Genomic DNA, 21041 nt, shown 5'->3' with positions numbered 1-21041 from the left:
AGATGTGTATAAGAGACAGGGGGTATCCAACACCGGGACGGGGCGGGCAGCCCATTAAGAGAACCGCCTGGTACAGAATTCTCCGCCCGACCCCACTATTTGTCAACCCGCCAGTACATGAAATAAGTATTAACTCCTACGAGGGAGTCTTGGCCTTCGGTTTGCAGTGCATGACGGCGGTAGTTCGGGCAGAAATGCCATCCGCGTCGATGAAACGCACATTCCATTTCATGGTGAAGGGCTCTTTCGCCAGGCAGCTGTGCGACATCGTCAGAGATGCGGTCGGGTCTTTGAAATAACCAGCAATGGGCCAGCACATGACCCCGGAAGGACATTCCGCAACAACGGATTCCAACCTCACCGGGAAACGGGGGAACCCAGCGAACGTGATTGATGCCGCGGCGGTCGAGTCGGACATCACCGTCACATCCGAGTAAGTTGCATCGAAGGGGACGCACCCGTTGCCTTGCACGATTCGATCCTCCGGACCTCGCTCTTATGGAAAGTAGAAAAATATATCCTTCCCTTCGAACCATACATCCACGTTGTAGATTGGCGTGCGCTGCTGCGTGTACGTGATCAATAAGCTAGTGATGGCACTCACCCGTTCTTCGAACGTTATCGTGTAGTCGGTAGGCAGATAGGCCTTTCCTAGTTCGACATTCAGCACATCACCCGTATCGCTGTACCAGACATGCGGTACGACGACCGGTTGTTGCCCTGGCAACCGGTCCTCTGCGGCAACGTGACCTTGCACGATAGCGGTGAGGATCGGCTCGAGTTCGAAACGTTCCTCTGGCGGCGCAGCGGGGGGAGCGGAGGCGGTTGCAGCCACTGGTACATGTTCCAGTGCACCTTCCGCGTGAGCGGCCATTGACCCCATCGTAAGAGCAATAGTCATTGCCCATGCGATTCGGCCTATAGTCCATCGCGACGACATATCCATCGAAGTCCTCCTCGGGACGAGACGCAGAACGCCGTACACCGGCATTCACTGCCCGATCACTCTCGTCTCTTCGATGAAGGTCCCATAGCGGATCTCGCCCGCGATGCCCGGTAAGGATCGGGCATTCAAACGTAAGCCGTCCCGGTGACGCATGCACACGCGTCACCGGCTGACGAACGCATCAGAACCGTCGGTAATGCAACGCTTCCGCCAGATGCGCCTGCTCCACGCACCCACTGCCACCCTCGATATCCGCGATCGTCCGCGCCACTCGCAAGATGCGGTGATACGCCCGCGCCGACGCGCCGAGTTTATCCAGCGCACTTTCCAGCCATTCGCGCTCCGCCGAAGGCAGTGCGCAGTCGCGTTCGAGGTTGACCACGCTCAATTCGGAATTGGGTTGGCCGGCACGCATCAGCGCTTTCTCGCGCGCCTTGATCACACGCTGTCTCACCGTTGCGCTGTCGTCATCATGGGGACCGGGGGCGGAGGAGAGTTCGGCGATGGCGACGCGCGGAACTTCCACGCAAAGATCGATGCGATCGAGCAGCGGGCCGGAGATGCGGCCGCGATAGCGCTGCACCTGGTCCGGCGTGCAACGGCATTCGTGCAGGGGATCGCCCGCATAGCCGCAGGGACAGGGATTCATCGCGGCGACGAGTTGGAACTCCGCGGGGAAAGTCGATTGACGCGCCGCGCGTGAAATGACGATCTGGCCCGATTCCAACGGCTCCCGCAGGACCTCCAGGACGTGCCGGCTGAATTCGGGAAGCTCGTCGAGGAACAGCACTCCATTGTGCGCGAGGGATATCTCGCCAGGGCGCGGCGACGAACCTCCTCCCACGAGTGCCACGCCCGATGCGGTGTGGTGCGGCGAACGGAACGGGCGTCGGCGCCAGCAGCCGGGATCGATCTCCTCACCGGACAGCGACCGGACGGCGCAGCTTTCCAGCGCTTCGGATTCCGTCATCGGAGGGAGGATGCCGGGCAGGCGTTCCGCGAGCATGGTCTTGCCTGTACCCGGTGGGCCGATCAGCAACAGGTGATGACAGCCGGCGGCGGCGATCTCCAGGGCGCGTCGCGCCTGGTACTGGCCACGCACATCGCGCATGTCCGGACCGCAGGTCGGCATGTCGTAGAAATCGGCGGCCGCGGGCGCGGTGAGGTCCGCGCGGCCGCTCAGCCAGGCGCAGACCTCGGCGAGGCTGTCGGCGAGGAGGACGTCTCCCTCCCCGATGAGCGCGGCCTCGGCCGCGTTCGCACGCGGCACGACGATGCGGCGGCCGCAGCGGCGGGCGCGGATCAGGGCCGGGAGGATGCCCGGGACGGCACGAAGTTCGCCGGAAAGGGCAAGCTCGCCCAGGAATTCACAATCGTCGAGACGCTCGCGCGGCACCTGGGACCCGGCGGCAAGGATGCCGAGGGCGATGGCGAGATCGAAGCGGCCGCCGTCCTTCGGCAGTTCCGCCGGAGCGAGATTCACCGTGATACGGCGGTTGGGGTACTCGAAGGCGGTGTTCTGGATCGCCACGCGCACGCGGTCACGCGCCTCACGGACCGCCGCTTCGGGCAGGCCGACGATCGAGGTGGATGGCAAACCGCCGGAGAGGTGGACTTCGACGACCACCTGCGGCGCCGTGACACCTTCCTGCGCGCGCGAGAGGGTGACGGCGAGGCTCATGACGAGGGATATCGTAACCGGTAACGAATCACGTGGGAGCGCGACCGCTCATGATCCTGAGGGGATCCGGTTCGCATACGCACTCCCTTGCGTTCGCTGGGAAAATAACCGCCCCCGACCGCTCTCGGGGTGAGGGTGACGGATCGGGGGCGGTCCCGGGACCTGTGGCCGTCCTATTGGCCGTGCTGCGTGCTTGCCTCGAGCTCGGCAAGCCGTTGTTCCAAGGCTTCCAGCCTTTCGCGCGTACGAGCCAGTACCTGGCTCTGAACATCGAATTCTTCGCGGGTTACGAGATCGAGGCGGCGAAGTCCCTGCGCCAGAATGTCTTTGAAGTTGGCCTGCATGTCCTCACGCGCTTGCGCCAACCCTGGCGGAACCAACGATGCCAACCGCTGTGCGAGTTGATCGATACCCTGCACATCCATCTTGCGCACCTCGATGTCGTGGATGAATTCTAAGTGATGGAATTGTAGGCGCTATAGGCGTACGCCTACACGTCGTGTAGGGTTTTTCCTACAAGCCACCGTATGGAGACGATCCGGGACCCGGATGGCACAATGGCCTTTCGCGCGCCGGCGGCCGGCCGCGCCCCGAGGAGTGATACATGAAGCTGGTGGTCGCCATCATCAAGCCGTTCAAGCTGGACGACGTCCGCGAGGCCCTCGCCGATGTGGGCGTCCAGGGCGTGACGGTGACGGAAGTGAAGGGTTTCGGCCGGCAGAAAGGCCATACCGAACTCTACCGAGGCGCTGAGTACGTGGTGGACTTCCTGCCCAAGATCAAACTGGAGGTCGCCGTGGCCGACGAGCAGATCGAGCGGGTGGTCGAAGCGATCCAGCAGGCGGCGCGGACGGGCAAGATCGGCGACGGCAAGATCTTCGTCAGCCCGCTGGACCAGGTGGTACGGATCCGCACCGGCGAACTGGACAACGACGCCCTCTGACCGAGGGCGCCCGCAGGCGGCGTCAGGCCGCCTGCCACTGCCGCTTGTAGCGACGGTGATGGATCAGCACGCCAGCGTAGTAGGCGAGGTAATAGCCCACGGTCAGGCCCACCACCAGCATCGTCAGCGGGCTGTTTCCGGGGGCCGGACCCTGCACGGCGGCGGTGCTGCCGCTGGCGAACGCGGGGGCGAGGACCAGGAAACGCCAGGCCAGCCGCCCGAGCAGCAGGGCCGACAACGCGCCGCCAACCCAGGGGTTGGGTATGTAGAAGTCGGTACCGTCGGTGCCTTGCTCGAACCGGGTCAGGCGCAGGCCCACCAGGAGAGCCAGGCAGGCCCCGATCGCCGCCCCACCCAATGCGCCCTCGGCGAGGCGGATATCCTGCAGGCCGGAGAGCATCATCAGGCCCACGATGACGGCGAACATCACGACCCGGACGGTCATCCGCTTCGTGCGGATCGGCTGCCTGCCGAAGCTGCCACGGACACGACGGTAGACGGCGAAGGCCATCAGCGGGGCGACGATCAAGGGAATGGCGGATGGAGCCAGCATGGCGTGGGCCTCGGTTGGTCGGTGTGAGGCTAGGTTAGCGAGCCGCCGTTTTGGTTCGAGGGGCGGTTGTGACCCATCGAGGGTGACGGATGTCACCCTCTATTTCCTCTGGGGCCCGGCCGACGTCTTACCTGGCCTTGCCCTGGTTCGCCACGGCGGCCATCTTGGCCTCGATCTCCGCCTGGTCGCCCAGGTAGTAGTGATTCACGGGCTTGAGGTCGGCGTCGAATTCGTAGACCAGGGGGATGCCGTTGGGAATGTTCAGTTCGGCGATATCATCGTCGGATATCCCGTCGAAATACTTCACCAATGCGCGCATGGAATTGCCGTGCGCAGCCATCAACACGTTGTTGCCCGCGCGGATGGCTGGCGCCAGCACCTCGTCCCAATAAGGCAGCACGCGGGCCACCGTGTCCTTCAGGCATTCCGTCAACGGCACATCGATGCCCTCGTAACGGCCATCGTCGGCGAAGGACTTCGCGCCCGGTTCCAGCGGCGGCGGCGGGGTGTCGTAGCTGCGGCGCCAGATATGCACTTGCTCGTTGCCGTACTTGGCGGCGGTCTCGGCCTTGTTGAGGCCGGTCAGTGCACCGTAGTGGCGTTCGTTGAGCCGCCAGTCGGTGACCACCGGGATCCACATCAGGTCCATCTCGTCCTGCACGTGCCAGAGCGTACGCACCGCGCGCTTGAGGTAGGAGGTGTGGGCCAGGTCGAAGGTGAAGCCGGCTTCCTTGAGCAGGCGCCCGGCTTCGCGAGCCTCGGCGACGCCCTGTTCGCTGAGGTCGACATCGGCCCAGCCGCTGAAGCGGTTCTCGAGGTTCCAGGCCGACTGGCCGTGGCGGATCATGACGAGCTTGTACATGGCATCCAACGTAGGGAGAGGAAAAATCCGATGGTGGAACCTGCACCGGGACCCGTCAACTTCACAGGGTGCCCGCCACGCCCCCCGTGCCGTCAGTCACGCTAAACCTTCCCCGGTTCAGGTGCATCCTAGGGGTCCAGTCCACCCGTGGAGTACCACACACATGCGCCGCACCCTGCTTTCCCTGCTCATCGCACTTTCCGTTTCCGGCGCGGCCCTGGCCGACGACGACATCAGCAAGGTCAATGGCAGCGCCACGGTCGAGGCGGGCCAGCACGCCGGGGACGTCCATTCGGTCAACGGCTCGGTCCGCATCGGCGACCGCGCGGTCGTACAAAAGGCCAGCACCGTCAATGGCGCGGTCGAACTGGGCGAGTCCGCCACGGCCACCGTCCTGAAGACGGTCAACGGCGCCGTCACGCTGCACGAGCAGGCGAAGGTCAGCGACGAAGTGGAGACCGTGAACGGCCGGGTGCGGCTCGATCGCGGCGCCGACATCAAGGGCCGCCTGTCGAACGTCAATGGCGAGATCTCGCTGGACCAGGCGCACGTGGGTGGCGGCATCGAGACCGTCAACGCCGATGTCACCATCGGCGAAGGCTCCAGGGTCGAGGGCGGCCTGCTCGTGAAGAAGCCTTCGATGAGCTGGTTCAACAACAATGACCGCAAGCCGAAGATCGTGATCGGCCCGCGTGCCGTCGTGCAGGGCTCGCTCACCTTCGAACGCGACGTCGACCTCTACGTCAGCGATTCCGCGACGGTCGGCAAGATCGAAGGTGCCACGGCGAGGAAGTTCTCGGGCAGCGCGCCGTAATCGTCCCTCAAATCCAGTCGCGCGGTTTCAGGTATTCCTGCAGCCGCGCTTCAGGGGTATCCGCTTCCGGCGTGTAGGCGTACTCGAAGCGCACGCGCGGCGGCAGGCTCATCAGGATCGATTCGGTGCGTCCGCCGGATTGGAGGCCGAACAGCGTGCCGCGGTCGTAGACGAGATTGAATTCCACATAGCGGCCGCGTCGATACAGCTGGAACTCGCGTTCGCGTTCGCCCCAGGGCATGCCGCGGCGGCGCTCCACGATGGGCAGGTAGGCATCGAGGAAACCGTCGCCGACGTCGCGGGTGAAGTCCATGCAGCGTTCGAAACCACCCTCGTTGAGGTCGTCGTAGAACAGCCCGCCGACGCCGCGCGTCTCGCCCCGGTGCTTCAGGTAGAAATACTCGTCGCACCAACGCTTGTAGCGCGCGTACACGTCGTCGCCATACGGCTCACAGAGGCTTTTCGCCACGCCATGCCAATGGCGCACGTCCTCGTCGAACGGGTAGAACGGCGTGAGGTCGAATCCGCCGCCGAACCACCAGACGGGCTCGGCGCCTTCCTTGGAGGCTTCGAAATAGCGCACGTTCGCGTGGGTGGTGGGGACATACGGGTTGCGCGGATGCAAGACCAGCGACACGCCGGTGGCGATGAAACTGCCGCCGACGAGGTCCGGCCGGTGCGCCGTGGCGCTGGGAGGCAGGGGCGATCCGGATACCCGTGAGAAATTGACGCCCGCTTGCTCGAAGACGCCACCATCGCGCAGCACGCGCGTGCGCCCACCGCCGCCGGCGGGACGCGTCCACGCGTCTTCCTCGAAGCGAGCCGTCCCGTCGACCGCTTCGATGGCGGCACAGATGCGGTCCTGCAGGCCGCGCAGGAACGATTCGGCAAGGTCGGCTTGTCCGGACATGGAAGGCGTGGCCTCTTACGAGTGGGGAATGTAGCGGAGCTTAGCAAGACGCGACGGCGAGCCAGCTGCGGCACGCCGCCGCGTGGAACCGACGCATCAGGAGATGCGTCCGGCCATCCGCCGGTTGCCGGTCAAGGCGGCCCAGCGCATGCCCGTATCGATCCACATGAGGTAGCCCGCCTCCATCAGGATCCTCGCGACATAACGCCGGCTCAGCGGCAAGCGTTCTTCCGCCGCGAGAGGCCCGGCGTCGAAGCCCAGGCGACGGGCGAGATAGAGGCAACGGGCGAGGTGATAACGGCTCGTGACCAACCAGACCCGAGGCAGGGAAACATCGTCGCGCTCGCGCAACAACACCCGTGCGTGGCGCAGGTTCTCCAGGGAATCGATGGAGACCTGTTCCAGCAGCATCGGCACGGTCGACGGCCATCCTTCGGCCAACAACCAGCGTTCACCGGCGTCCGCCTCGCTCATCGTTCCACCGCTGAAACCGCCGAGCAGGAGCACGCGTTCAGCCTTCCCGTCCAGCGCATGTTCCCGCACCCGTGCGAGGCGTTGGATGAAATCGGTTTCCAGCCGGTCGTCGACGAGGCGGCGGCCGAAAACGAGCATGGTCCTGCGCTCCGCCACCCGTGCCGGGCTGCGGCCGGCCAGCCAGCAGACACGCGCCAGGTGCGCGGCGTACAGCAGGCCGAGGCTGCCGACGAAAACGACCGCGGTCACCAGCGCCGCGATGAGGATGTCGCGATCGCTCAGGTACCGCCAGACACCGCGGCGCAGGATTTTGGGTGCTTGGATACCGGACATGGGGACGATCCCGGGGAGACGCGCAGTCTGCGTATTCCAGGCGCGCCGTGCAATCGGCTGAACGCCCGTCCACGTTCACGCGACGCTGTCGATCAAAAAGGATAGGCTCGCCGCATGCCCCATCCCATGCCTCCTCTCGCCATCCGCGCGTACACCGCCACCTCCGCCCTCGGCCGCGGCCTCCGGGCCCACGCCGATGCCCTCGCCGCCTCACGCGGCGGCCTGTCGCCCAACAACTTCAGTGTCGCCCCGCTCGACTGCTGGATAGGCCGCGTTGCCGGCGTGGAGGAAGAGCCGCTTCCCGCCGGATTGTCCGACTGGGATTGCCGCAACAACCGGCTGGCCTGGCTGGCTCTCCGCCAGGACGGTTTCGCCGACGCCGTGCGCGCCACGCGCGAGCGCTACGGCAGTGGCCGGGTCGCCGTCTTGCTGGGCACGTCCACCGCGAGCATCGGCGCCACGGAGGAAGGTTACCGGCGCCTGGACCATGGACGCATGCCTGCCGACCTGCATCGCCCGGTGTTGCATACACCCCATTCGCTCGCTGGTTTCGTCGCCGCCGCGTTCGAGCTGGAGGGGCCATGCCTCACCGTCGCCACCGCCTGTTCGTCGAGCGCGAAAGTGTTCGCCAACGCGGAACGGATGATCCGGCTGGGCCTCGTCGACGCCGCCATCGTCGGCGGTACCGACAGCCTGTGCGATAGCGTGCTGTTCGGCTTCAACTCGCTGGAGCTGGTATCGCCCGATCCCTGCCGACCGTTCGATGCGCGGCGCGACGGCATCTCGATCGGCGAAGCCGCCGGTTTCGCCATCCTGGAACGGGTGACCGAACCGAACGATGCACCGCTCCTGATCGGTTATGGCGAAGCCAGCGACGCACACCACATGTCCACGCCGCATCCGGAAGGCCTCGGCGCCGAACTGGCGCTGCGCGATGCGCTGGCCCGCGCAGGCATCGCGCCGGGCGATGTGGACTACATCAACCTGCACGGCACCGCGAGCCAGAAGAACGACGAAGTCGAGGCCGCGCTCATCGCGCGTACCTTCCCCACCCGGACGCGGGCCAGTTCCACCAAGGGCTTCACCGGCCACACGCTGGGCGCCGCCGGCATCCTCGAGACGGTGCTTACCTTGCTCGCGATGCGCGACGGACGTGTCCCGGGCAACCTCGGCGCGAACGAGCCGGACCCGCTATGCGGACCGCAGATGGCATGGCGGCCCGAGGCGAGGGACATCCGCATCGCACTGAGCAATTCCTTCGGGTTCGGCGGCAACAACGCCTGCCTCGCCTTCGCCCGCGCAGGACACGCCGCATGAGCGCCGCGCTATCGGTCTGGGTGAAGGGCATCGGCCTGTGGGCACCGGGCGCGGTGGACTGGCACGCGTTCCGCGAAATCGTCACCGGCGGCGCAACCCCCGGTGCCACCGACCGGCCGATGGCCGACACCCTTCCACCGAACGAGCGTCGCCGTGCACCGGAAAGCGTGTTGCTGGCCGTGGCCGTGGCCGGACAGGCGGTACGCATGAGTGGCCTCGACGCGGCCACCCTGCCCTGCGTATTCGCTTCCGCCCACGGCGACCAGGTCATCACCGACTACATGTGCGAGACGCTGGCCCGTGCGCCCGCGGAACTTTCACCCACACGCTTCCACAATTCCGTGCACAACGCGCCCGCCGGTTACTGGACCATCGCCACGCACTGCCACGCCAGTTCCAGCGCGATATCGGGTGGCGAAGACGTCTTCGGTGCCGGCCTGCTCGAAGCAGCCACGCTGGCCGTGGCCGATGGCCGGGACGTGTTGCTGGCCAGCTACGACATCGCAGGCACCGGTCCCCTCGGCGGCATGACCAGCACCACGGGTCCGTTCGCGGCGGCACTCGTACTGTCGCCACGGGCGGACGGTGCCGCGGTACGGCTCGACATCACGCCCGAGCCCGGCAACAGCGGTAGCGAGGCCATGGGCGACCCATGGCTGGATGGCATCGCGGCGAGCAACCCGTCGGCGCGCGCCATCCCTCTCATGCGCGCCCTCGCGCTGACCCGATCCACCGCCTTGCGCTTACCGGCCGCGAACGGACTCGATCTCCATATCGACGTGGAGGTTGCCGCGTGAACTCCACCGAACCTCGCTGCTGCATCCTGATTCCGTGTCTCAACGAAGAGCGCGCCATCGGCAGGGTCGTCGGCGAGGCGCTCGAACTGGGGCTCCCCGTGATCGTCGTCGACGACGGCTCCGACGACCGCACGCCCGACATCGTCGGCGCGATGCCAGTGACCCTGCTCCGTCACGAGACACGCCGTGGCAAGGGCGAAGCCTTGCGCACCGGCTTTCGCGAAGCCCTTCGCCACGGCTACGACGCCGTGGTCACCATGGACGGCGACGGCCAGCATCTCGCCTCCGACATTCCCGCCATGCTCGCCGCGAGCCGCCGCTACCCCGGAAGCATCGTCATCGGTGCACGCCTGCTGCAACGCGAACAACAACCGCCGGGGCGGCGCCGCGCCAACGCCGTGGCGGACTGGGGCATTTCCTGGGCCTGCGGACGGGCGATCGCGGATACGCAGAGTGGACAGCGGCTGTATCCAAGAGAGACGCTGGACCTCGTCGACCTGCCCGCGGAACACTTCGTCTTCGAGGCCGCCGTCCTCATCACCGCCTGCCGTGAACGCGGCATAGGCGTGGTCTCGGTGCCTATCGCTTCGCGTTACCAGGGGGAATTCCGGCTGAGCCACTTCAGCCCGGTACGCGACGTGAGCCGGATCACGTTTTATACGGTCGGCCGGATCATCCACTACGGAAACGCCGTCGCCAGCTATCGCCGCTCACGCGCGAAGCCGACGATCATCCAGGACCGGGAAGCAGGGCACACGGCATATTGATTCGGGCAGCCACGCACGAGGTCGAAACGATGGATCGCAAGCCACACGACGCCGTCATCCTTGGAGGGGGCCTTGCCGGGCTCACCCTGGCCCTGCAATTGAAGGGCGCCTATCCCGACATGGATATCGTCGTGCTTGAGCGGCAGGCTCGTCCGCTGCCCGTGGCGGCCCACAAGGTGGGCGAGTCCACCGTCGAGATCGCCGCGCACTACTTCGCGGATACGCTGGGGCTGCGCGCGCATCTCGAGGATGCGCATATCCGCAAGTTCGGCTTCCGCTTCTTCTTTTCCGAAGGGCGGGACGATCTCGCCGACGTGACCGAACTGGGCGTGAGTGCCGTCCTGCCGACGCCGAGTTACCAGATCGACCGCGGCATACTGGAGAACTTCCTCGGCGAAGAGGCTTGCCGCCGCGGCATCGACTTCCGCGAGGGCGTCACGGTCAGAGGCTTCGATATCGGTGCCGGCACCCGGCCGCATGCCATTCGTTTCGAGACGGCCACCGGCACCGGCGACTTGCAGGCGCGCTGGCTGCTCGATGCCTCGGGCCGTGCCGGGCTGATGCGTCGCAAGCTGGACCTCACCCGCGATAACGGCCATCACGCCAACGCCGTGTGGTTCCGCATCGACGACAGGCTCGAGATCGACGGCTGGTGCGACGACGCTGCGTGGAGGGGCCGCTGCGAGCCGCCCGAGCGCTGGCGCTCGACGAACCACCTGTGCGGACCCGGCTATTGGGTGTGGCTGATTCCCTTGTCGTCAGGCGCCCATTCGGTGGGTATCGTGGCGGACGCGTCGATGCATCCGCTGGAAACGATGAAGACCTTCGACCTTGCCCTGGCGTGGCTCCAGGAGCACCAGCCCGTCGTCGCCCGGCACGTGGCCAACCGGCGCGACAAGCTGCTCGACTTCGCCTTCTTCCGGCATTTTTCGTACGGGTGCGCGAGGATGTTCTCGCCCGATCGTTGGGGCCTCACGGGCGAGGCCGGTGCGTTCCTCGATCCGTTCTACTCGCCCGGCAGCGACTTCATCGCGATCGCCAATACATACATCACGCTGCTGGTCGGCCTGGACCGCGAAGGTGAGACGCTGAACGCGCACGCGCGTCACTACGAGCGGCTGTTCTTCTCGTTCTACGAAGGCACGCTGCGGATGTATCGGGGGCAGTACAACCTGTTCGGCGACCCGGAAGTACTGCCGATCAAGGTCATCTGGGACTACGCCTATTACTGGGGCGTGCTTTGCCAGATCGTCTTCCAGGAACGCCTGGGCGACGCGGCGTTCATCACCCGCATGGGGCCCGAGCTGATGGCATCGGCCGACCTCAACACCGAGATGCAGGCGTTCTTCCAGCGCTGGCACGCCGTGTCCGAAGGTCGCAACCGAAAGGTCATGATGGACCAGCGCGACCTGACCTGGTTCGCCACGATGAACGCGACGTTGCACGACACCCTCGACGACGAAACCCTCGCCTACCGGTTGCGCGAGAACGTTCGCATGATGCGTTCGCTGGCGGCGAGCATCGTCGAACGGGCCGCGGTGGATCATCCATCGCTCAGGGAGGGCAACGAGCACCTGCTCGCTGTGCGAGACGCGCCCATGGAACTGTTCGCCCGCGTCGCCTGAGGTTACCTGTCGCGATCCGTGAGACGGATGCCGCGCAGACTCTCCTGGTCGGCCCGGAGGGTAGCGGTCAGGCTCCTCATCAGTCCCCTTTCAAGCAGCCCCTCCGGGCCGACCGTCATCCCGCCGGATGAATGACCGCGGCGCGGCCAGAGGCGATTTCGTGCCCCTCGTGCTCGATGCGGAAGGTGTACTGCGCGCCGCCTTCGTCGGCCATCAGGCACTGGGCGTGCACGTCGATCACGCCCGCCAGCAAGTCGACGCGCCGCACGGCCAGTTTCACTCCGCGCAGACTCACCAGCATGCCCGGCCTGGGTTCCGTCGCGCCCTGTTCGCGCGCCAGCAGCGCGCCGTGGACGGCCATCGCCTGCGCACCGTATTCGGCCAGGTGGACGGCGTGCAGCCCCTCCTCGCCCCGCAACGGATGCGACACCGAGACATGATTCGTGCTGATCGCGTGGATCGACGAGGCATCCCACGCCAGCACGCCATCGAGCAGGCACATGTCGCCCGCATGGGGCACCAGGTCAATGAAGTCGGTCTTGGCGAGCATGCGGTGCCATCAGGATGGAGAGACAGAAATGGAAGGCGACGCCAAGCGATACCGTGAGGCCGATGGCGCGCAACACGGGGATCGACGACCACGCGAGCATGCCGAACACGAGCAAGGCGGAGATCACGCACACCACGGTCGCGTGCAGGGTACGCCGTTGCTCGGCGGGATCGCCCGTGTCGCGTTCGAAGAACAACGCATAGTGCAGGCCAAGGCCGGCGGCGAGGATCAGGGCCACGAGGTGGAACAGCGATATCGGGATGCCCGCCATGCGTTCCACGGCCAGGACGAGGAAGGTGGCCAGCGTCATGGGCGCCAGCACGTGCCATGCGCGCCGTACGCTGCGCAGTGCGAGGGTTATCGTGACGAGCAGCAGCAGCGTCGCCGCGAGCAGCGCGTGCAGGATCCGCGTGCGGTATTCCGCCACCAGCGATTCGGATGCGTGCTTGAGATCGAGCAGGCGCGCGTTCACGCCAGCCGATGCCACGGCCGTGGCGATGGCCGACGCGTCGTGCACGCCGCTCAACGCGGACAGACCCACCCAATGGTCGCCGCGCGGCACCAGCATCGCCGCGAGCCGCTGTCCGAGGGGCGAGCGGGCGAACACGTCCGGCGTGAGCAAGGGCGCGCCACGCGCCGTTTCCACGTCGTCCACGAAGGGCGCGAAGAGGTCCTTGCGGAACGGCATGCCGTCGAGCGCGCCATCCAGCGCCGCGTCCAGCGTCGCCCGGTCCGGCAACTTCGCCTGGCGCGCACGCTGCGTCGCCAGGTCGGGCAGGTAGATCGAGGGCAACTCGAAGCCATCGAGCGTCTTCGCCGCCACCTGTTCGCGCAGGCGCGGCTCGAGCTTCGCCGACGCCGCGAGCACGCCATCGGCCGTGGGGGCCTGCACGACCAGCAGGTAACGCACGTCCGGCGCGCCCAGTTCGCCGCGCAGGCGCGCGTCGGTCATCAGCAGGTCGCGCGGCAGGGGTGTCAGCGCCGACAGGTCGTTCTGCCAGAACGGGCCGGGGGCGAGCGCGAGCATCGCCACCGCGGCCGCCGCCACGGGAATCGGCAGCCACCGCGGGCGTGGCAAGCCATCGAGCCAGCCACGGAAGCGGGCCAGCCCCGGCGTATCGGCCACGTCGCGTGCGCGCTCGGGCAAGAGGTAGGGCAGCGCATAACGGGTGGTGAATCCCGCGGCCAACAGGCCCGTGATGGTGAACACGGCGAGTTGTTTCAGGCCGCCCACGCCGGAAGCGTAGAACGCGAGATAGGCGATGCACGCCGAGGCGATGGCGGTCAGCAGGAGCGGCCACAGGCCTCGCACGCTCGCCACGGCCGACTCGCCCGCGCGACGGTGGCTGAGCAGGCGGATGGGGTATTCCTGCGCGACGCCGAGCAAGGTGAAACCGAACGCCAGCGTGATCCCGTGCACTTCGGCGAAGCACAAGGTCATCACGGCGATGCCGGCGAGCGCGCCCGTCGCCACGGGCAACGCGCCGAAAAGAAGGCTGCTCACGCTGCGGTAGGCGGCGAGCATCAGGACGATGAAGCCGATGGTGGAAATGCGGCCGATCCAGTCGGCCTGGTCGCGCGTCTGCGCATTGACCACCACCGTGAAGTACCCCGGCCCACTGATCGTCAGATGCGAGCCGGCGTTGTCCGGCAATGCCGCAAAGGCGGCGCGAAGGCGTCCGATCGCCTCGTCCTGGGCGCCGGGATCGAAGCCCGCGCCACGCGTCTGCGCCAGCAGCAGCGCCTCATCGCGGGAAGAGAACCAGACGCCTTCGCGCACCTCGGGTGAGCGCGCCGGGGTCCAGCGCTCGGCGAGCTTGAGGGTTTCCAGGGTGGGATCGCGCGGCAACAAACCCTTGAGCAGCGTGGCCGCGGGCGAGCCCAGGTCCTCCAGGCGCTGTTGCAGCTGGTCGGCGAGATAGTCCTCGTCCAGCGCCTGCGTGTCGAGTGTCGGCGACAGCAGGAACCGGTAAGGCATCAAGCGGGTGTCGAGCATGCCGAGATCGAAGTCGCCGTTGACCACCTGGGTGAAGGCGGGATCCTTGCGCAGGGCGGCGGCCAGGCCCCGGCTCAACGTGGCCTTGGTGACATCGTCGCCGCCGTCGATCGCGACGAGAAGCAGGCGCGAACCGGGGCCTTCGCCCACCTGGTCCATGAGCAGCTTCTGGTCCGGCGTCGTCGGTGCGGGCATGAAGCTGCGCAGGTCCGTGCCCACCTTCAGTTGCGTGGCGACGACCGCGCCCAGGACGGCGAGCGCGGCGAGCCAGGCGACGAGGATGCCGAGGCGCGCGCCCTTCACATCGCGCCGCCGCACTGCGCGATGAGTCCTTCGCGGGTCGGTTCGGCAGGCATCTTCGCGGCGAGTTCGCCGAGCAGGTCGATCGAGGTATCGCCGTCGCTCTCGTCCATGCGCATGCAACGCGGCACGTTGCCGCTGCCGTACACATGGATGGCGGCGATCTGCTTCGCGATCCGCGGATCGCGTGGCGTGAGCGTCAGTTGCCAGCGGTCGGCATCGCGGCCCAGCGCGATTTCGAAGGACTCGCCCAACCGCGAGGGATCGCCGGCGAGCAACGCCACGAAGCTGTCGAGCAATACCTTGAGCTGCGGCGCGCGCTTCAGCGAGAAGCTGCGCGGCTTCTTGCCTTCGCGTTCCTGGGTGACCTCACCGTCGGCGATCGTCGAGGTTTCCTTCATCGGCGTGTCGACGCGGCGCTCCAGGCGATCGCCGCCGAGCCAGGCCAGTTCGCCCGATACCACCAGGGGCTTGTCGAGCACACGCATGAAGCGCGCCTCGGCGAACGAGGTGCGTGCGGGTGCGGGCCGGTTGAGGCTCGCGACCAGCGCCTTCGCGGCGTCCGTGTCAGGCGTCGGAGTGGCGAGGCAGGTGAGCGGCAGCAGCAGGCTCGTCAGCAGGGCCAGTTTCTTGCCAGAAGTCATAGAAATTGAACCAGTTGAAGGGATACAGGCGAGCATAGTGCTCTACGCGCGCCGCATAGCGGGCCACGACGGCTTCGAGGGCGACCGCGCGTTGCGCGCGGGGAATGTCGATGCCGTCCGAGAACGACTCGAAGATCAGTCGATAATGGTTGCCGCCCAGATAGATGCCCATGCACAGCACCACGGGAACCTTCAGCGCGGACGCGAGCAGCCACGGCCCCACGGGGAACGGCGCGGGCGTGCCGAGGAAGGGCACGCGGCAACTCGACTCGCCCTGGTGTCCGCGATCGGCGAGCAGCGCGACCATGCCACCCTGGGCGGCCCCTTCGGCCATCGCCAGCGCGACGGAAGCACCGCCGCGGGAAGCGTCGATCACGGCCGCGCCGACATCCGGCGCCAGCGCCTCGAGCATGGTGGTGAGCGCCGGGGTCTTCTGCTTGTCGAGCACGACGCGCAGCGGCACGTCCGGCCGGCGTGCGCCGAGCGCGCGCAGGGCTTCGAAGCTGCCCTGGTGCGAGCCGATCAACAGCACGCCGCGGCCCCCGTCGATGCAACGGTCGAGTTCGGCCAGGCCTTCCACGTCGACGACGAAATCGCGTTCGCCACGGGCCAGGAAGAACATGCGGTCCAGCAAGGTCGCGGCGAACATGTGGATATGGCGGAAGACGTCGTAGCCGGTGATGGGACGTTCCAGCACGCGCGACAGGTAGGAGCGCGACGCGGCGCGCTCGTCGGCACGGCGCAGGAAGAAGTACAGGGCGATCGGGTAGAGCAGCATGCGGGCCACGCCCCGACCGAGCTTCAACGCGATCGTGCGGATCAGCCAGATGGCGAACAGGCCGCCGCCTTCGCGTTGCTTCCAGTGGCTCATGCCATGCCCTCGACCGTGCCTCGCGCCAGGGTCTCCGTCGCCCGGCGGATCGTGAAGCGGAAGCGGGCGGCGTCCAGCGTGACGAGTTCGATCTCGGCATCCTCGCCGGGCAGGAGCGGCGCGAGGAACTTGGCATCGATCACCTGGCGCACGACGAGCCCGCGCCATTCACGCAACGACATCGCCACGGCCTCGAGCAGCAGCACGCCGGCGACGATCGGCCGGCCCGGGAAATGACCGGCGAAGCTGGGGTGTGCCGCATCGAAACGCAGCGGGCGCACGCGGGGTGCGATATCGGTCGGATCGGTCATCGGTATCTCCGGAGCACGATCGGGGCCATGCCGGCGATAGCGGTTCTCGCCCGGCCGTCCAGGGCGAAGCAAAGCATGCCCTGGGCAAGTGCGACCTGAACGACGGTCAGGCCGCGGCGCGGTGCTGCTCGATATGCTCTGACAGCGTGCGAAGGCTCGTGAAGATCGTCCGGTTGTCCGGATTGTCGGATTTCAGCTGGAACCCGTAGCGCTTGGAGACTGCCAGGGCGATTTCGAGCGCGTCGATGGAATCCAGGCCCAGCTCGCCGCCGAACAAGGGCGCCTCGGGATCGATGTCGGCGGGTCGCACCGATTCGAGATTGAGGCTGGTGACGATGAGTTCGGCGAGTTCGTGCTGTGCTGCGGTCTGCGTTGCCATTGGTGTTTCCAGGTCCTGGATGTTCCTGCCTCCCCCCGGATGGCAGCGGCCGCGAAGTTTAACACAGGGGTCTTTGGCGACGCTTAGGACGGCGTTCAGGCTGATGAATCCAACCCGCGTTCACGTTTCCCGCCGACGCGGGGGCGATATCATGCTCCGAACGCGCAGGACGGAAGACCCGATGCTCCCAGGAAGTGAAATGCGAGAGCGGAATCCGCTCTCGGCCCCGCCCTCCCCACGGGTGGGCTACCGGCCCCCGGCGGGTGCCCTCTCGCCCTCCACGTTGGCCGCTTTCGGCTTCGGCGCCGCGGCCCCGGTTCACGACGACCCGCGTTGGCTGCGCGTGGCACTGGAGCCCCTGGGCGATGCGCCGGCCGAGGTGTGGGAGGTGGACGGCGACGTCGATTGCGGCCGCCAGGGCGACCTGCGCTGGTCGCGTGGAGGTGGTTGGCTGTTCGCCGCGGTGGAGTGCCGCGAGGACGAGCACGGCGGTCCCGAGGGCGCTGCACGCTATGCCTATGGCTTGCTGTCGCATTTCGTGGCCACGGCCGACGAACGGCATGTCCAGCGGATATGGAATTACCTCGGGGCGATCAACGCGGGCAGCGGCGACGACGAACGCTACAAGCACTTTTGCACCGGAAGGATCGGCGGCATGGGCGACATCTTCGCCCAGGGCTACCCTGCCGCCACGGCGATCGGGCACCACGCCGACACGGCGTTGTTGCAGGTCTATCTCCTGGCGACGGACCGGCCCGGCACCCGTGTGGAAAATCCCCGCCAGGTGAGCGCATGGCGTTACCCGCGCCAGTACGGCCGTACTCCGCCGAGCTTCGCGCGGGCCACGCTACTGCCGGCGAACGACGTGCTCGCCATCTCGGGTACGGCGGCGGTCGTCGGCCATGCCTCGGCGCATGCCGGCGACATCGATGCGCAACTGGCCGAGACGCTGCGCAACCTGGAAACGCTGCTGGACACCAGTGGCATGCCGCATGGATTCGGGCCGTCGGCGCCACTGAAGATATATGTGCGACGCCCCGAGGACGAGGAGACCGTGCGCGGCTTCGCGGCGAAACACCTGCCGGGCGCTCCGCTGTTACTCGTGCACGGCGATGTCTGCCGCGCGGAGTTGCTGGTGGAAATCGACGGCTGGCGCTATCGCGGCTGATATCGCCGACAGGGTCGGCTCCCACCAAGCCCGGCTTCTCGGAAGGTCCGGAATGCCCTGGTGGGAGCCGACCCTGTCGGCGACGCCCTAGCCCTTCTTCGTCGGCCGGTGCCAGCCCTCGATCGTGCTCTGGCGTGCACGTGACAGGGTCAGCGCGTCCGGCGGGGCGTCCTTGGTAATGACCGACCCCGCGCCGATGGTCGCCCCCGCGTGCAACGTCACGGGCGCCACCAGGGCGCTGTTCGAGCCGACGAAGACATTGTCCTCGATCGTGGTGCGGCTCTTGTTCATGCCATCGTAGTTGCAGGTGATGGTGCCGGCGCCGATGTTCACCTTGCTGCCTATCACGGTATCGCCGAGGTAACTCAGGTGGTTCGCCTTGGAACCCTCGGCGATCCGCGCGTTCTTCGTCTCGACGAAATTGCCGATGTGCACGCCGGCGGCGAGATCCGTCCCCGGGCGCAGGCGCGCGAAGGGGCCGATCGTGCATGGCCCGTGCGTCACCACGCCATCGAGGTCGCAGTGGGCGAGGACGACGGTACCGGCGGCGAGCTTCGCGTTGCGCACGCGGGTGAAGGGACCGATGCGCACGTCGTCGCCCAGTTCCACGTCTCCCTCGAAGATGACGTTGACGTCCACTTCGACATCCCGGCCGACGCTGACCTTGCCGCGCACATCCAGTCGCGAAGGATCGGCGAGCCTGGCGCCCGCCAGCGCCAGCGCGCGTGCGCTCCGCTCGCGATAAAGGGCCTCCAGGCCAGCCAACTGCCAGGGATCGTTCGCGCCGGAGGCCTCGACCGCGTCGCAATCCACGCAGGCCGCCGGCGTGTTTTCAGCGGCGGCCATTTCGAAGATATCGGTGAGGTAGTACTCGCCCTGCGCATTGCCGTTGCCAAGCCGCCGCGTCCACGCGAGCAGGCGTGTCGCATCGGCGGCGACGATACCCGTGTTCACCAGGTCGATGGCGCGCTGCGCCGCGCTCGCATCCTTTTCCTCGACGATGTGACGGACCTTGCCCGTGGCATCGAGCACCACGCGTCCGTAGCCCCGTGGATCGGCCAGACGGGTCGCCAGCATGGCCAGGCCGTCATCGGCGGCCACGAGCGCTGCCAGCGTTTCGGTGCGAATGAGCGGCACGTCGCCGTAAAGGACGAGTACGCGGCCTTCGAGCTTGCCTGCCACCTGCATGGCTTCCAGCGCGGTGCGCACGGCGTGGCCCGTTCCCAGGCGTTCGCGCTGTTCGATCCACGCCAGCGACGTGTCGCTGGCGAAGGCATCGCGCACCTGCTGCCCGTGATGGCCGTACACCACATGTATCCCCGCGGGGTCCAACGCACGGGCTGCATCGAGCACGTGGGCCAGCAAGGGCCGCCCGGCGAGCGGCATGAGCACCTTGGCGGTCGCGGACTTCATCCGCTTGCCCTCGCCCGCGGCGAGGATCAGGACATGGAGTGGCTTGACGGTCATGGGCACGCTTGCCTGCCGGTGAGGGAGGGCCGCACTTTCGCGCGTTTACGCCGCCGTGCCAAGTCGGCTAGTCGTCTTTCGGCCGCTCGGTCAGGTGCTCGAGGTTCGGCTTGTACGCCTCGACGAAGGCATTCCGCAGGATGCCGAGGATCGCCTCGATGGCGGAAACGTCCTTGTCGTCGATGGTTCCGGAGATGGGAACACGGGTGGCGAACTGGTCCCTGGACTGGTTCTTGAAGATCTTGGTGACGCCTTCGGCGACTGCTTCGTAAGCGAGCTTGAGCGGGTTCTTCTTGTCCTGTTCGACGTCCTGCTTCCAGCTGAATATCTGCAAGCCGTGGAACAAGGGCTTGGCGTATCCGCTCAGCTGGCGGCCCCTGGCCTGCAACTCCATGAAGAAATCACCCTCGCCTCCCGCGAAATCGAGCCCGGTGTAGGCGCGGGCAAGATCGTTCGCTTTCACCAGCTTGATGTCGCGGATGCTCAACTCGTAGCGGAAATCGCCTAGCCGCTCCAGCGGGTCGAACTCCGCCCGTGTTTCCAGGGGCGCGTCTCCGAGCACCTTCGCCGTGGCGTGCAGGTGCGCCACGCGCGATCCTCCTTCGCGCTCCACGTTCGTCAGGTTCGTCGCCGTCCCGTTGACGTCGGTCATCTTCAGGTCCACCTTCGGACTCGAAACGAAGTTGCGGAAGGTGATCGTGCCGTCGAACACGTTCACCTCATCGAGTTGCGTCGGCACCAGGGCACGCAGCTGCGCCCTCCAGTCCACGCCCTTGCCCGTCTGGGTATCGCCCTCGCCACGACCGTCGACGAAGTTCACGACGGGCTCGTGGAAATCGATCTTTCCGCGGATACGGCCTTTGGCGATCGCTCGCCAACTGAGCGAGATGTCCGCGCGCACCGTATCGAACAGGGGCACCGGCACCTTCCCATCCACCTTGGTGACGGTCAACCTGTCGATGGAGTAGGCACCACGCCAGAGATGGATATCGATGTCGGATATGTGCCCCGAGTACGCGCCCATGCGGGACAGGCGGCCGTTGAGATAGTCGAGTACCGCGTACGGCAAGGCGAGCCGCGCCGCGATGAGCACGACGGCGGCTATGCCGATGATCCAGAGGCTGCGACGGTAGTGGATGCGCATGGTGCGGCCAGGGTGACGTGACCACCGAGTCTTGCGCCGCCGTAGTCATTTTCGGATGAAGACCGCCGGGCCTGGTGGGGGTCGCGGGCTCTGGTGGGCCGCAAGCTCCGGTGGAGCCGCAAGCTCTGGTGGGAGCTCGCGAGTTCTGGTGGGAGCCGACCCTGTCGGCGATGGGTGCTTGCCGTGACC

At 66.7% G+C, this 21041-nt stretch carries 22 protein-coding genes; 7 read left to right on the top strand and 15 right to left on the bottom strand.

All coding sequences use genetic code 11. The features are described 5' to 3' along the window. Positions 1-496 precede the first annotated feature (496 nt). The 3 genes from ACR9ZJ_RS13505 to ubiK all read right to left on the bottom strand — a co-directional run bounded on the left by ACR9ZJ_RS13505 (position 497) and on the right by ubiK (position 3052). Entirely contained in the window at positions 497-946 is a 450-nt protein-coding gene (locus ACR9ZJ_RS13505) for a hypothetical protein (RefSeq protein ID WP_481288040.1), read from the bottom strand. A 181-nt stretch (positions 947-1127) separates the two neighbouring features. After that, positions 1128-2627, bottom strand: coding sequence for a YifB family Mg chelatase-like AAA ATPase (locus ACR9ZJ_RS13500; protein ID WP_481288039.1), 1500 nt, complete (start codon positions 2625-2627; stop codon positions 1128-1130). A gap of 173 nt (positions 2628-2800) precedes the next feature. Beyond that, positions 2801-3052: a ubiquinone biosynthesis accessory factor UbiK gene (gene ubiK, locus ACR9ZJ_RS13495; protein ID WP_306849494.1), complete on the bottom strand. Its 252-nt coding sequence runs from the start codon at positions 3050-3052 to the stop codon at positions 2801-2803. Between the two features lie 179 nt (positions 3053-3231). Between ubiK and glnK the strand changes: the two genes are divergently transcribed. Continuing rightward, positions 3232-3570 carry a P-II family nitrogen regulator gene (gene glnK / locus ACR9ZJ_RS13490; RefSeq protein WP_371023665.1) on the top strand — a complete coding sequence of 113 codons (339 nt, stop codon included), beginning with the start codon at positions 3232-3234 and terminating at the stop codon, positions 3568-3570. Between the two features lie 22 nt (positions 3571-3592). Here glnK and ACR9ZJ_RS13485 read toward each other — a convergent pair whose 3' ends face one another. Next, positions 3593-4123: a CcdC protein domain-containing protein gene (locus ACR9ZJ_RS13485; protein ID WP_481288038.1), complete on the bottom strand. Its 531-nt coding sequence runs from the start codon at positions 4121-4123 to the stop codon at positions 3593-3595. 127 nt (positions 4124-4250) lie between these two features. Continuing rightward, positions 4251-4985 carry a 2,3-diphosphoglycerate-dependent phosphoglycerate mutase gene (gene gpmA / locus ACR9ZJ_RS13480; protein ID WP_306848183.1) on the bottom strand — a complete coding sequence of 245 codons (735 nt, stop codon included), beginning with the start codon at positions 4983-4985 and terminating at the stop codon, positions 4251-4253. Between the two features lie 163 nt (positions 4986-5148). On the opposite strand from gpmA, the gene ACR9ZJ_RS13475 reads away from it, so the two are divergent. Beyond that, positions 5149-5799, top strand: coding sequence for a DUF4097 family beta strand repeat-containing protein (locus ACR9ZJ_RS13475; protein WP_481288037.1), 651 nt, complete (start codon positions 5149-5151; stop codon positions 5797-5799). Positions 5800-5806: 7 nt separating this feature from the next. Here ACR9ZJ_RS13475 and hemF read toward each other — a convergent pair whose 3' ends face one another. Further along, positions 5807-6709, bottom strand: coding sequence for an oxygen-dependent coproporphyrinogen oxidase (hemF, locus tag ACR9ZJ_RS13470; RefSeq protein ID WP_481288036.1), 903 nt, complete (start codon positions 6707-6709; stop codon positions 5807-5809). Positions 6710-6805: 96 nt separating this feature from the next. Next, positions 6806-7516: an ElyC/SanA/YdcF family protein gene (locus tag ACR9ZJ_RS13465; RefSeq protein ID WP_481288035.1), complete on the bottom strand. Its 711-nt coding sequence runs from the start codon at positions 7514-7516 to the stop codon at positions 6806-6808. A 114-nt stretch (positions 7517-7630) separates the two neighbouring features. Here ACR9ZJ_RS13465 and ACR9ZJ_RS13460 point away from each other — a divergent pair, with 114 nt between their 5' ends. From ACR9ZJ_RS13460 to ACR9ZJ_RS13445, 4 genes are read left to right on the top strand one after another with little or no spacing between them, the layout of a single operon-like run. Next, on the top strand, positions 7631-8833 hold the full coding sequence (locus tag ACR9ZJ_RS13460) for a beta-ketoacyl-[acyl-carrier-protein] synthase family protein (protein ID WP_481281816.1): 1203 nt from the start codon (positions 7631-7633) through the stop codon (positions 8831-8833). Next, positions 8830-9630, top strand: coding sequence for a beta-ketoacyl synthase chain length factor (locus ACR9ZJ_RS13455; protein WP_481288034.1), 801 nt, complete (start codon positions 8830-8832; stop codon positions 9628-9630). The genes ACR9ZJ_RS13460 and ACR9ZJ_RS13455 overlap by 4 nt, the downstream gene beginning before the upstream one ends. After that, positions 9627-10397 (top strand): glycosyltransferase family 2 protein, encoded by a 771-nt coding sequence (locus ACR9ZJ_RS13450; protein ID WP_481281818.1) that lies wholly within the window; start codon positions 9627-9629, stop codon positions 10395-10397. Before ACR9ZJ_RS13455 ends, ACR9ZJ_RS13450 begins: the two co-directional genes overlap by 4 nt. Before the next feature lie 29 nt (positions 10398-10426). Further along, positions 10427-12022: an NAD(P)/FAD-dependent oxidoreductase gene (locus ACR9ZJ_RS13445; protein WP_481288033.1), complete on the top strand. Its 1596-nt coding sequence runs from the start codon at positions 10427-10429 to the stop codon at positions 12020-12022. 115 nt (positions 12023-12137) lie between these two features. On the opposite strand, the gene ACR9ZJ_RS13440 is transcribed toward ACR9ZJ_RS13445, so the two are convergent. The 6 genes from ACR9ZJ_RS13440 to ACR9ZJ_RS13415 all read right to left on the bottom strand — a co-directional run bounded on the left by ACR9ZJ_RS13440 (position 12138) and on the right by ACR9ZJ_RS13415 (position 17073). Beyond that, positions 12138-12572 carry a hotdog family protein gene (locus ACR9ZJ_RS13440; RefSeq protein ID WP_481288032.1) on the bottom strand — a complete coding sequence of 145 codons (435 nt, stop codon included), beginning with the start codon at positions 12570-12572 and terminating at the stop codon, positions 12138-12140. Next, positions 12547-14886, bottom strand: a complete 2340-nt coding sequence (locus ACR9ZJ_RS13435; RefSeq protein ID WP_481288031.1) for an MMPL family transporter — start codon at positions 14884-14886, stop codon at positions 12547-12549. Before ACR9ZJ_RS13435 ends, ACR9ZJ_RS13440 begins: the two co-directional genes overlap by 26 nt. Further along, complete coding sequence (locus tag ACR9ZJ_RS13430; RefSeq protein ID WP_481281822.1) at positions 14868-15512, bottom strand: LolA-related protein; 645 nt, start codon at positions 15510-15512, stop codon at positions 14868-14870. The genes ACR9ZJ_RS13435 and ACR9ZJ_RS13430 overlap by 19 nt, the downstream gene beginning before the upstream one ends. Further along, on the bottom strand, positions 15436-16383 hold the full coding sequence (locus ACR9ZJ_RS13425; protein WP_481288030.1) for an LpxL/LpxP family acyltransferase: 948 nt from the start codon (positions 16381-16383) through the stop codon (positions 15436-15438). Before ACR9ZJ_RS13425 ends, ACR9ZJ_RS13430 begins: the two co-directional genes overlap by 77 nt. Continuing rightward, complete coding sequence (locus ACR9ZJ_RS13420) at positions 16380-16694, bottom strand: ApeI family dehydratase (protein ID WP_481288029.1); 315 nt, start codon at positions 16692-16694, stop codon at positions 16380-16382. The genes ACR9ZJ_RS13425 and ACR9ZJ_RS13420 overlap by 4 nt, the downstream gene beginning before the upstream one ends. 106 nt (positions 16695-16800) lie before the next feature. Beyond that, positions 16801-17073, bottom strand: a complete 273-nt coding sequence (locus ACR9ZJ_RS13415) for a phosphopantetheine-binding protein (RefSeq protein ID WP_481281825.1) — start codon at positions 17071-17073, stop codon at positions 16801-16803. A gap of 199 nt (positions 17074-17272) precedes the next feature. Here ACR9ZJ_RS13415 and ACR9ZJ_RS13410 point away from each other — a divergent pair, with 199 nt between their 5' ends. Then, positions 17273-18241, top strand: a complete 969-nt coding sequence (locus ACR9ZJ_RS13410) for a chorismate transformation FkbO/Hyg5 family protein (protein ID WP_481281826.1) — start codon at positions 17273-17275, stop codon at positions 18239-18241. Between the two features lie 87 nt (positions 18242-18328). Here ACR9ZJ_RS13410 and glmU read toward each other — a convergent pair whose 3' ends face one another. Further along, complete coding sequence (glmU, locus tag ACR9ZJ_RS13405; protein WP_481288028.1) at positions 18329-19708, bottom strand: bifunctional UDP-N-acetylglucosamine diphosphorylase/glucosamine-1-phosphate N-acetyltransferase GlmU; 1380 nt, start codon at positions 19706-19708, stop codon at positions 18329-18331. A gap of 67 nt (positions 19709-19775) precedes the next feature. Further along, positions 19776-20852 (bottom strand): AsmA family protein, encoded by a 1077-nt coding sequence (locus ACR9ZJ_RS13400; RefSeq protein ID WP_481288027.1) that lies wholly within the window; start codon positions 20850-20852, stop codon positions 19776-19778. Between the last annotated feature and the right edge of the window lie 189 nt (positions 20853-21041).

The organism is Luteibacter sp. KNZ12-1A (assembly GCF_056755675.1).
Note: the sequence above shows the minus strand (reverse complement) of the source record. Positions and strands in the feature narration are given on the sequence as shown.

Excerpts from the sequence above, each read along its gene's own strand:
- ACR9ZJ_RS13505 (WP_481288040.1), bottom strand. The coding sequence starts at position 946 with ATGGATATGTCGTCGCGATGGACTATAGGCCGAATCGCATGGGCAATG.
- ACR9ZJ_RS13500 (WP_481288039.1), bottom strand. The coding sequence starts at position 2,627 with ATGAGCCTCGCCGTCACCCTCTCGCGCGCGCAGGAAGGTGTCACGGCG.
- ubiK (WP_306849494.1), bottom strand. The coding sequence starts at position 3,052 with ATGGATGTGCAGGGTATCGATCAACTCGCACAGCGGTTGGCATCGTTG.
- glnK (WP_371023665.1), top strand. The coding sequence starts at position 3,232 with ATGAAGCTGGTGGTCGCCATCATCAAGCCGTTCAAGCTGGACGACGTC.
- ACR9ZJ_RS13485 (WP_481288038.1), bottom strand. The coding sequence starts at position 4,123 with ATGCTGGCTCCATCCGCCATTCCCTTGATCGTCGCCCCGCTGATGGCC.
- gpmA (WP_306848183.1), bottom strand. The coding sequence starts at position 4,985 with ATGTACAAGCTCGTCATGATCCGCCACGGCCAGTCGGCCTGGAACCTC.
- ACR9ZJ_RS13475 (WP_481288037.1), top strand. The coding sequence starts at position 5,149 with ATGCGCCGCACCCTGCTTTCCCTGCTCATCGCACTTTCCGTTTCCGGC.
- hemF (WP_481288036.1), bottom strand. The coding sequence starts at position 6,709 with ATGTCCGGACAAGCCGACCTTGCCGAATCGTTCCTGCGCGGCCTGCAG.
- ACR9ZJ_RS13465 (WP_481288035.1), bottom strand. The coding sequence starts at position 7,516 with ATGTCCGGTATCCAAGCACCCAAAATCCTGCGCCGCGGTGTCTGGCGG.
- ACR9ZJ_RS13460 (WP_481281816.1), top strand. The coding sequence starts at position 7,631 with ATGCCCCATCCCATGCCTCCTCTCGCCATCCGCGCGTACACCGCCACC.
- ACR9ZJ_RS13455 (WP_481288034.1), top strand. The coding sequence starts at position 8,830 with ATGAGCGCCGCGCTATCGGTCTGGGTGAAGGGCATCGGCCTGTGGGCA.
- ACR9ZJ_RS13445 (WP_481288033.1), top strand. The coding sequence starts at position 10,427 with ATGGATCGCAAGCCACACGACGCCGTCATCCTTGGAGGGGGCCTTGCC.
- ACR9ZJ_RS13440 (WP_481288032.1), bottom strand. The coding sequence starts at position 12,572 with ATGCTCGCCAAGACCGACTTCATTGACCTGGTGCCCCATGCGGGCGAC.
- ACR9ZJ_RS13430 (WP_481281822.1), bottom strand. The coding sequence starts at position 15,512 with ATGACTTCTGGCAAGAAACTGGCCCTGCTGACGAGCCTGCTGCTGCCG.
- ACR9ZJ_RS13425 (WP_481288030.1), bottom strand. The coding sequence starts at position 16,383 with ATGAGCCACTGGAAGCAACGCGAAGGCGGCGGCCTGTTCGCCATCTGG.
- ACR9ZJ_RS13420 (WP_481288029.1), bottom strand. The coding sequence starts at position 16,694 with ATGACCGATCCGACCGATATCGCACCCCGCGTGCGCCCGCTGCGTTTC.
- ACR9ZJ_RS13415 (WP_481281825.1), bottom strand. The coding sequence starts at position 17,073 with ATGGCAACGCAGACCGCAGCACAGCACGAACTCGCCGAACTCATCGTC.
- ACR9ZJ_RS13410 (WP_481281826.1), top strand. The coding sequence starts at position 17,273 with ATGCGAGAGCGGAATCCGCTCTCGGCCCCGCCCTCCCCACGGGTGGGC.
- glmU (WP_481288028.1), bottom strand. The coding sequence starts at position 19,708 with ATGACCGTCAAGCCACTCCATGTCCTGATCCTCGCCGCGGGCGAGGGC.
- ACR9ZJ_RS13400 (WP_481288027.1), bottom strand. The coding sequence starts at position 20,852 with ATGCGCATCCACTACCGTCGCAGCCTCTGGATCATCGGCATAGCCGCC.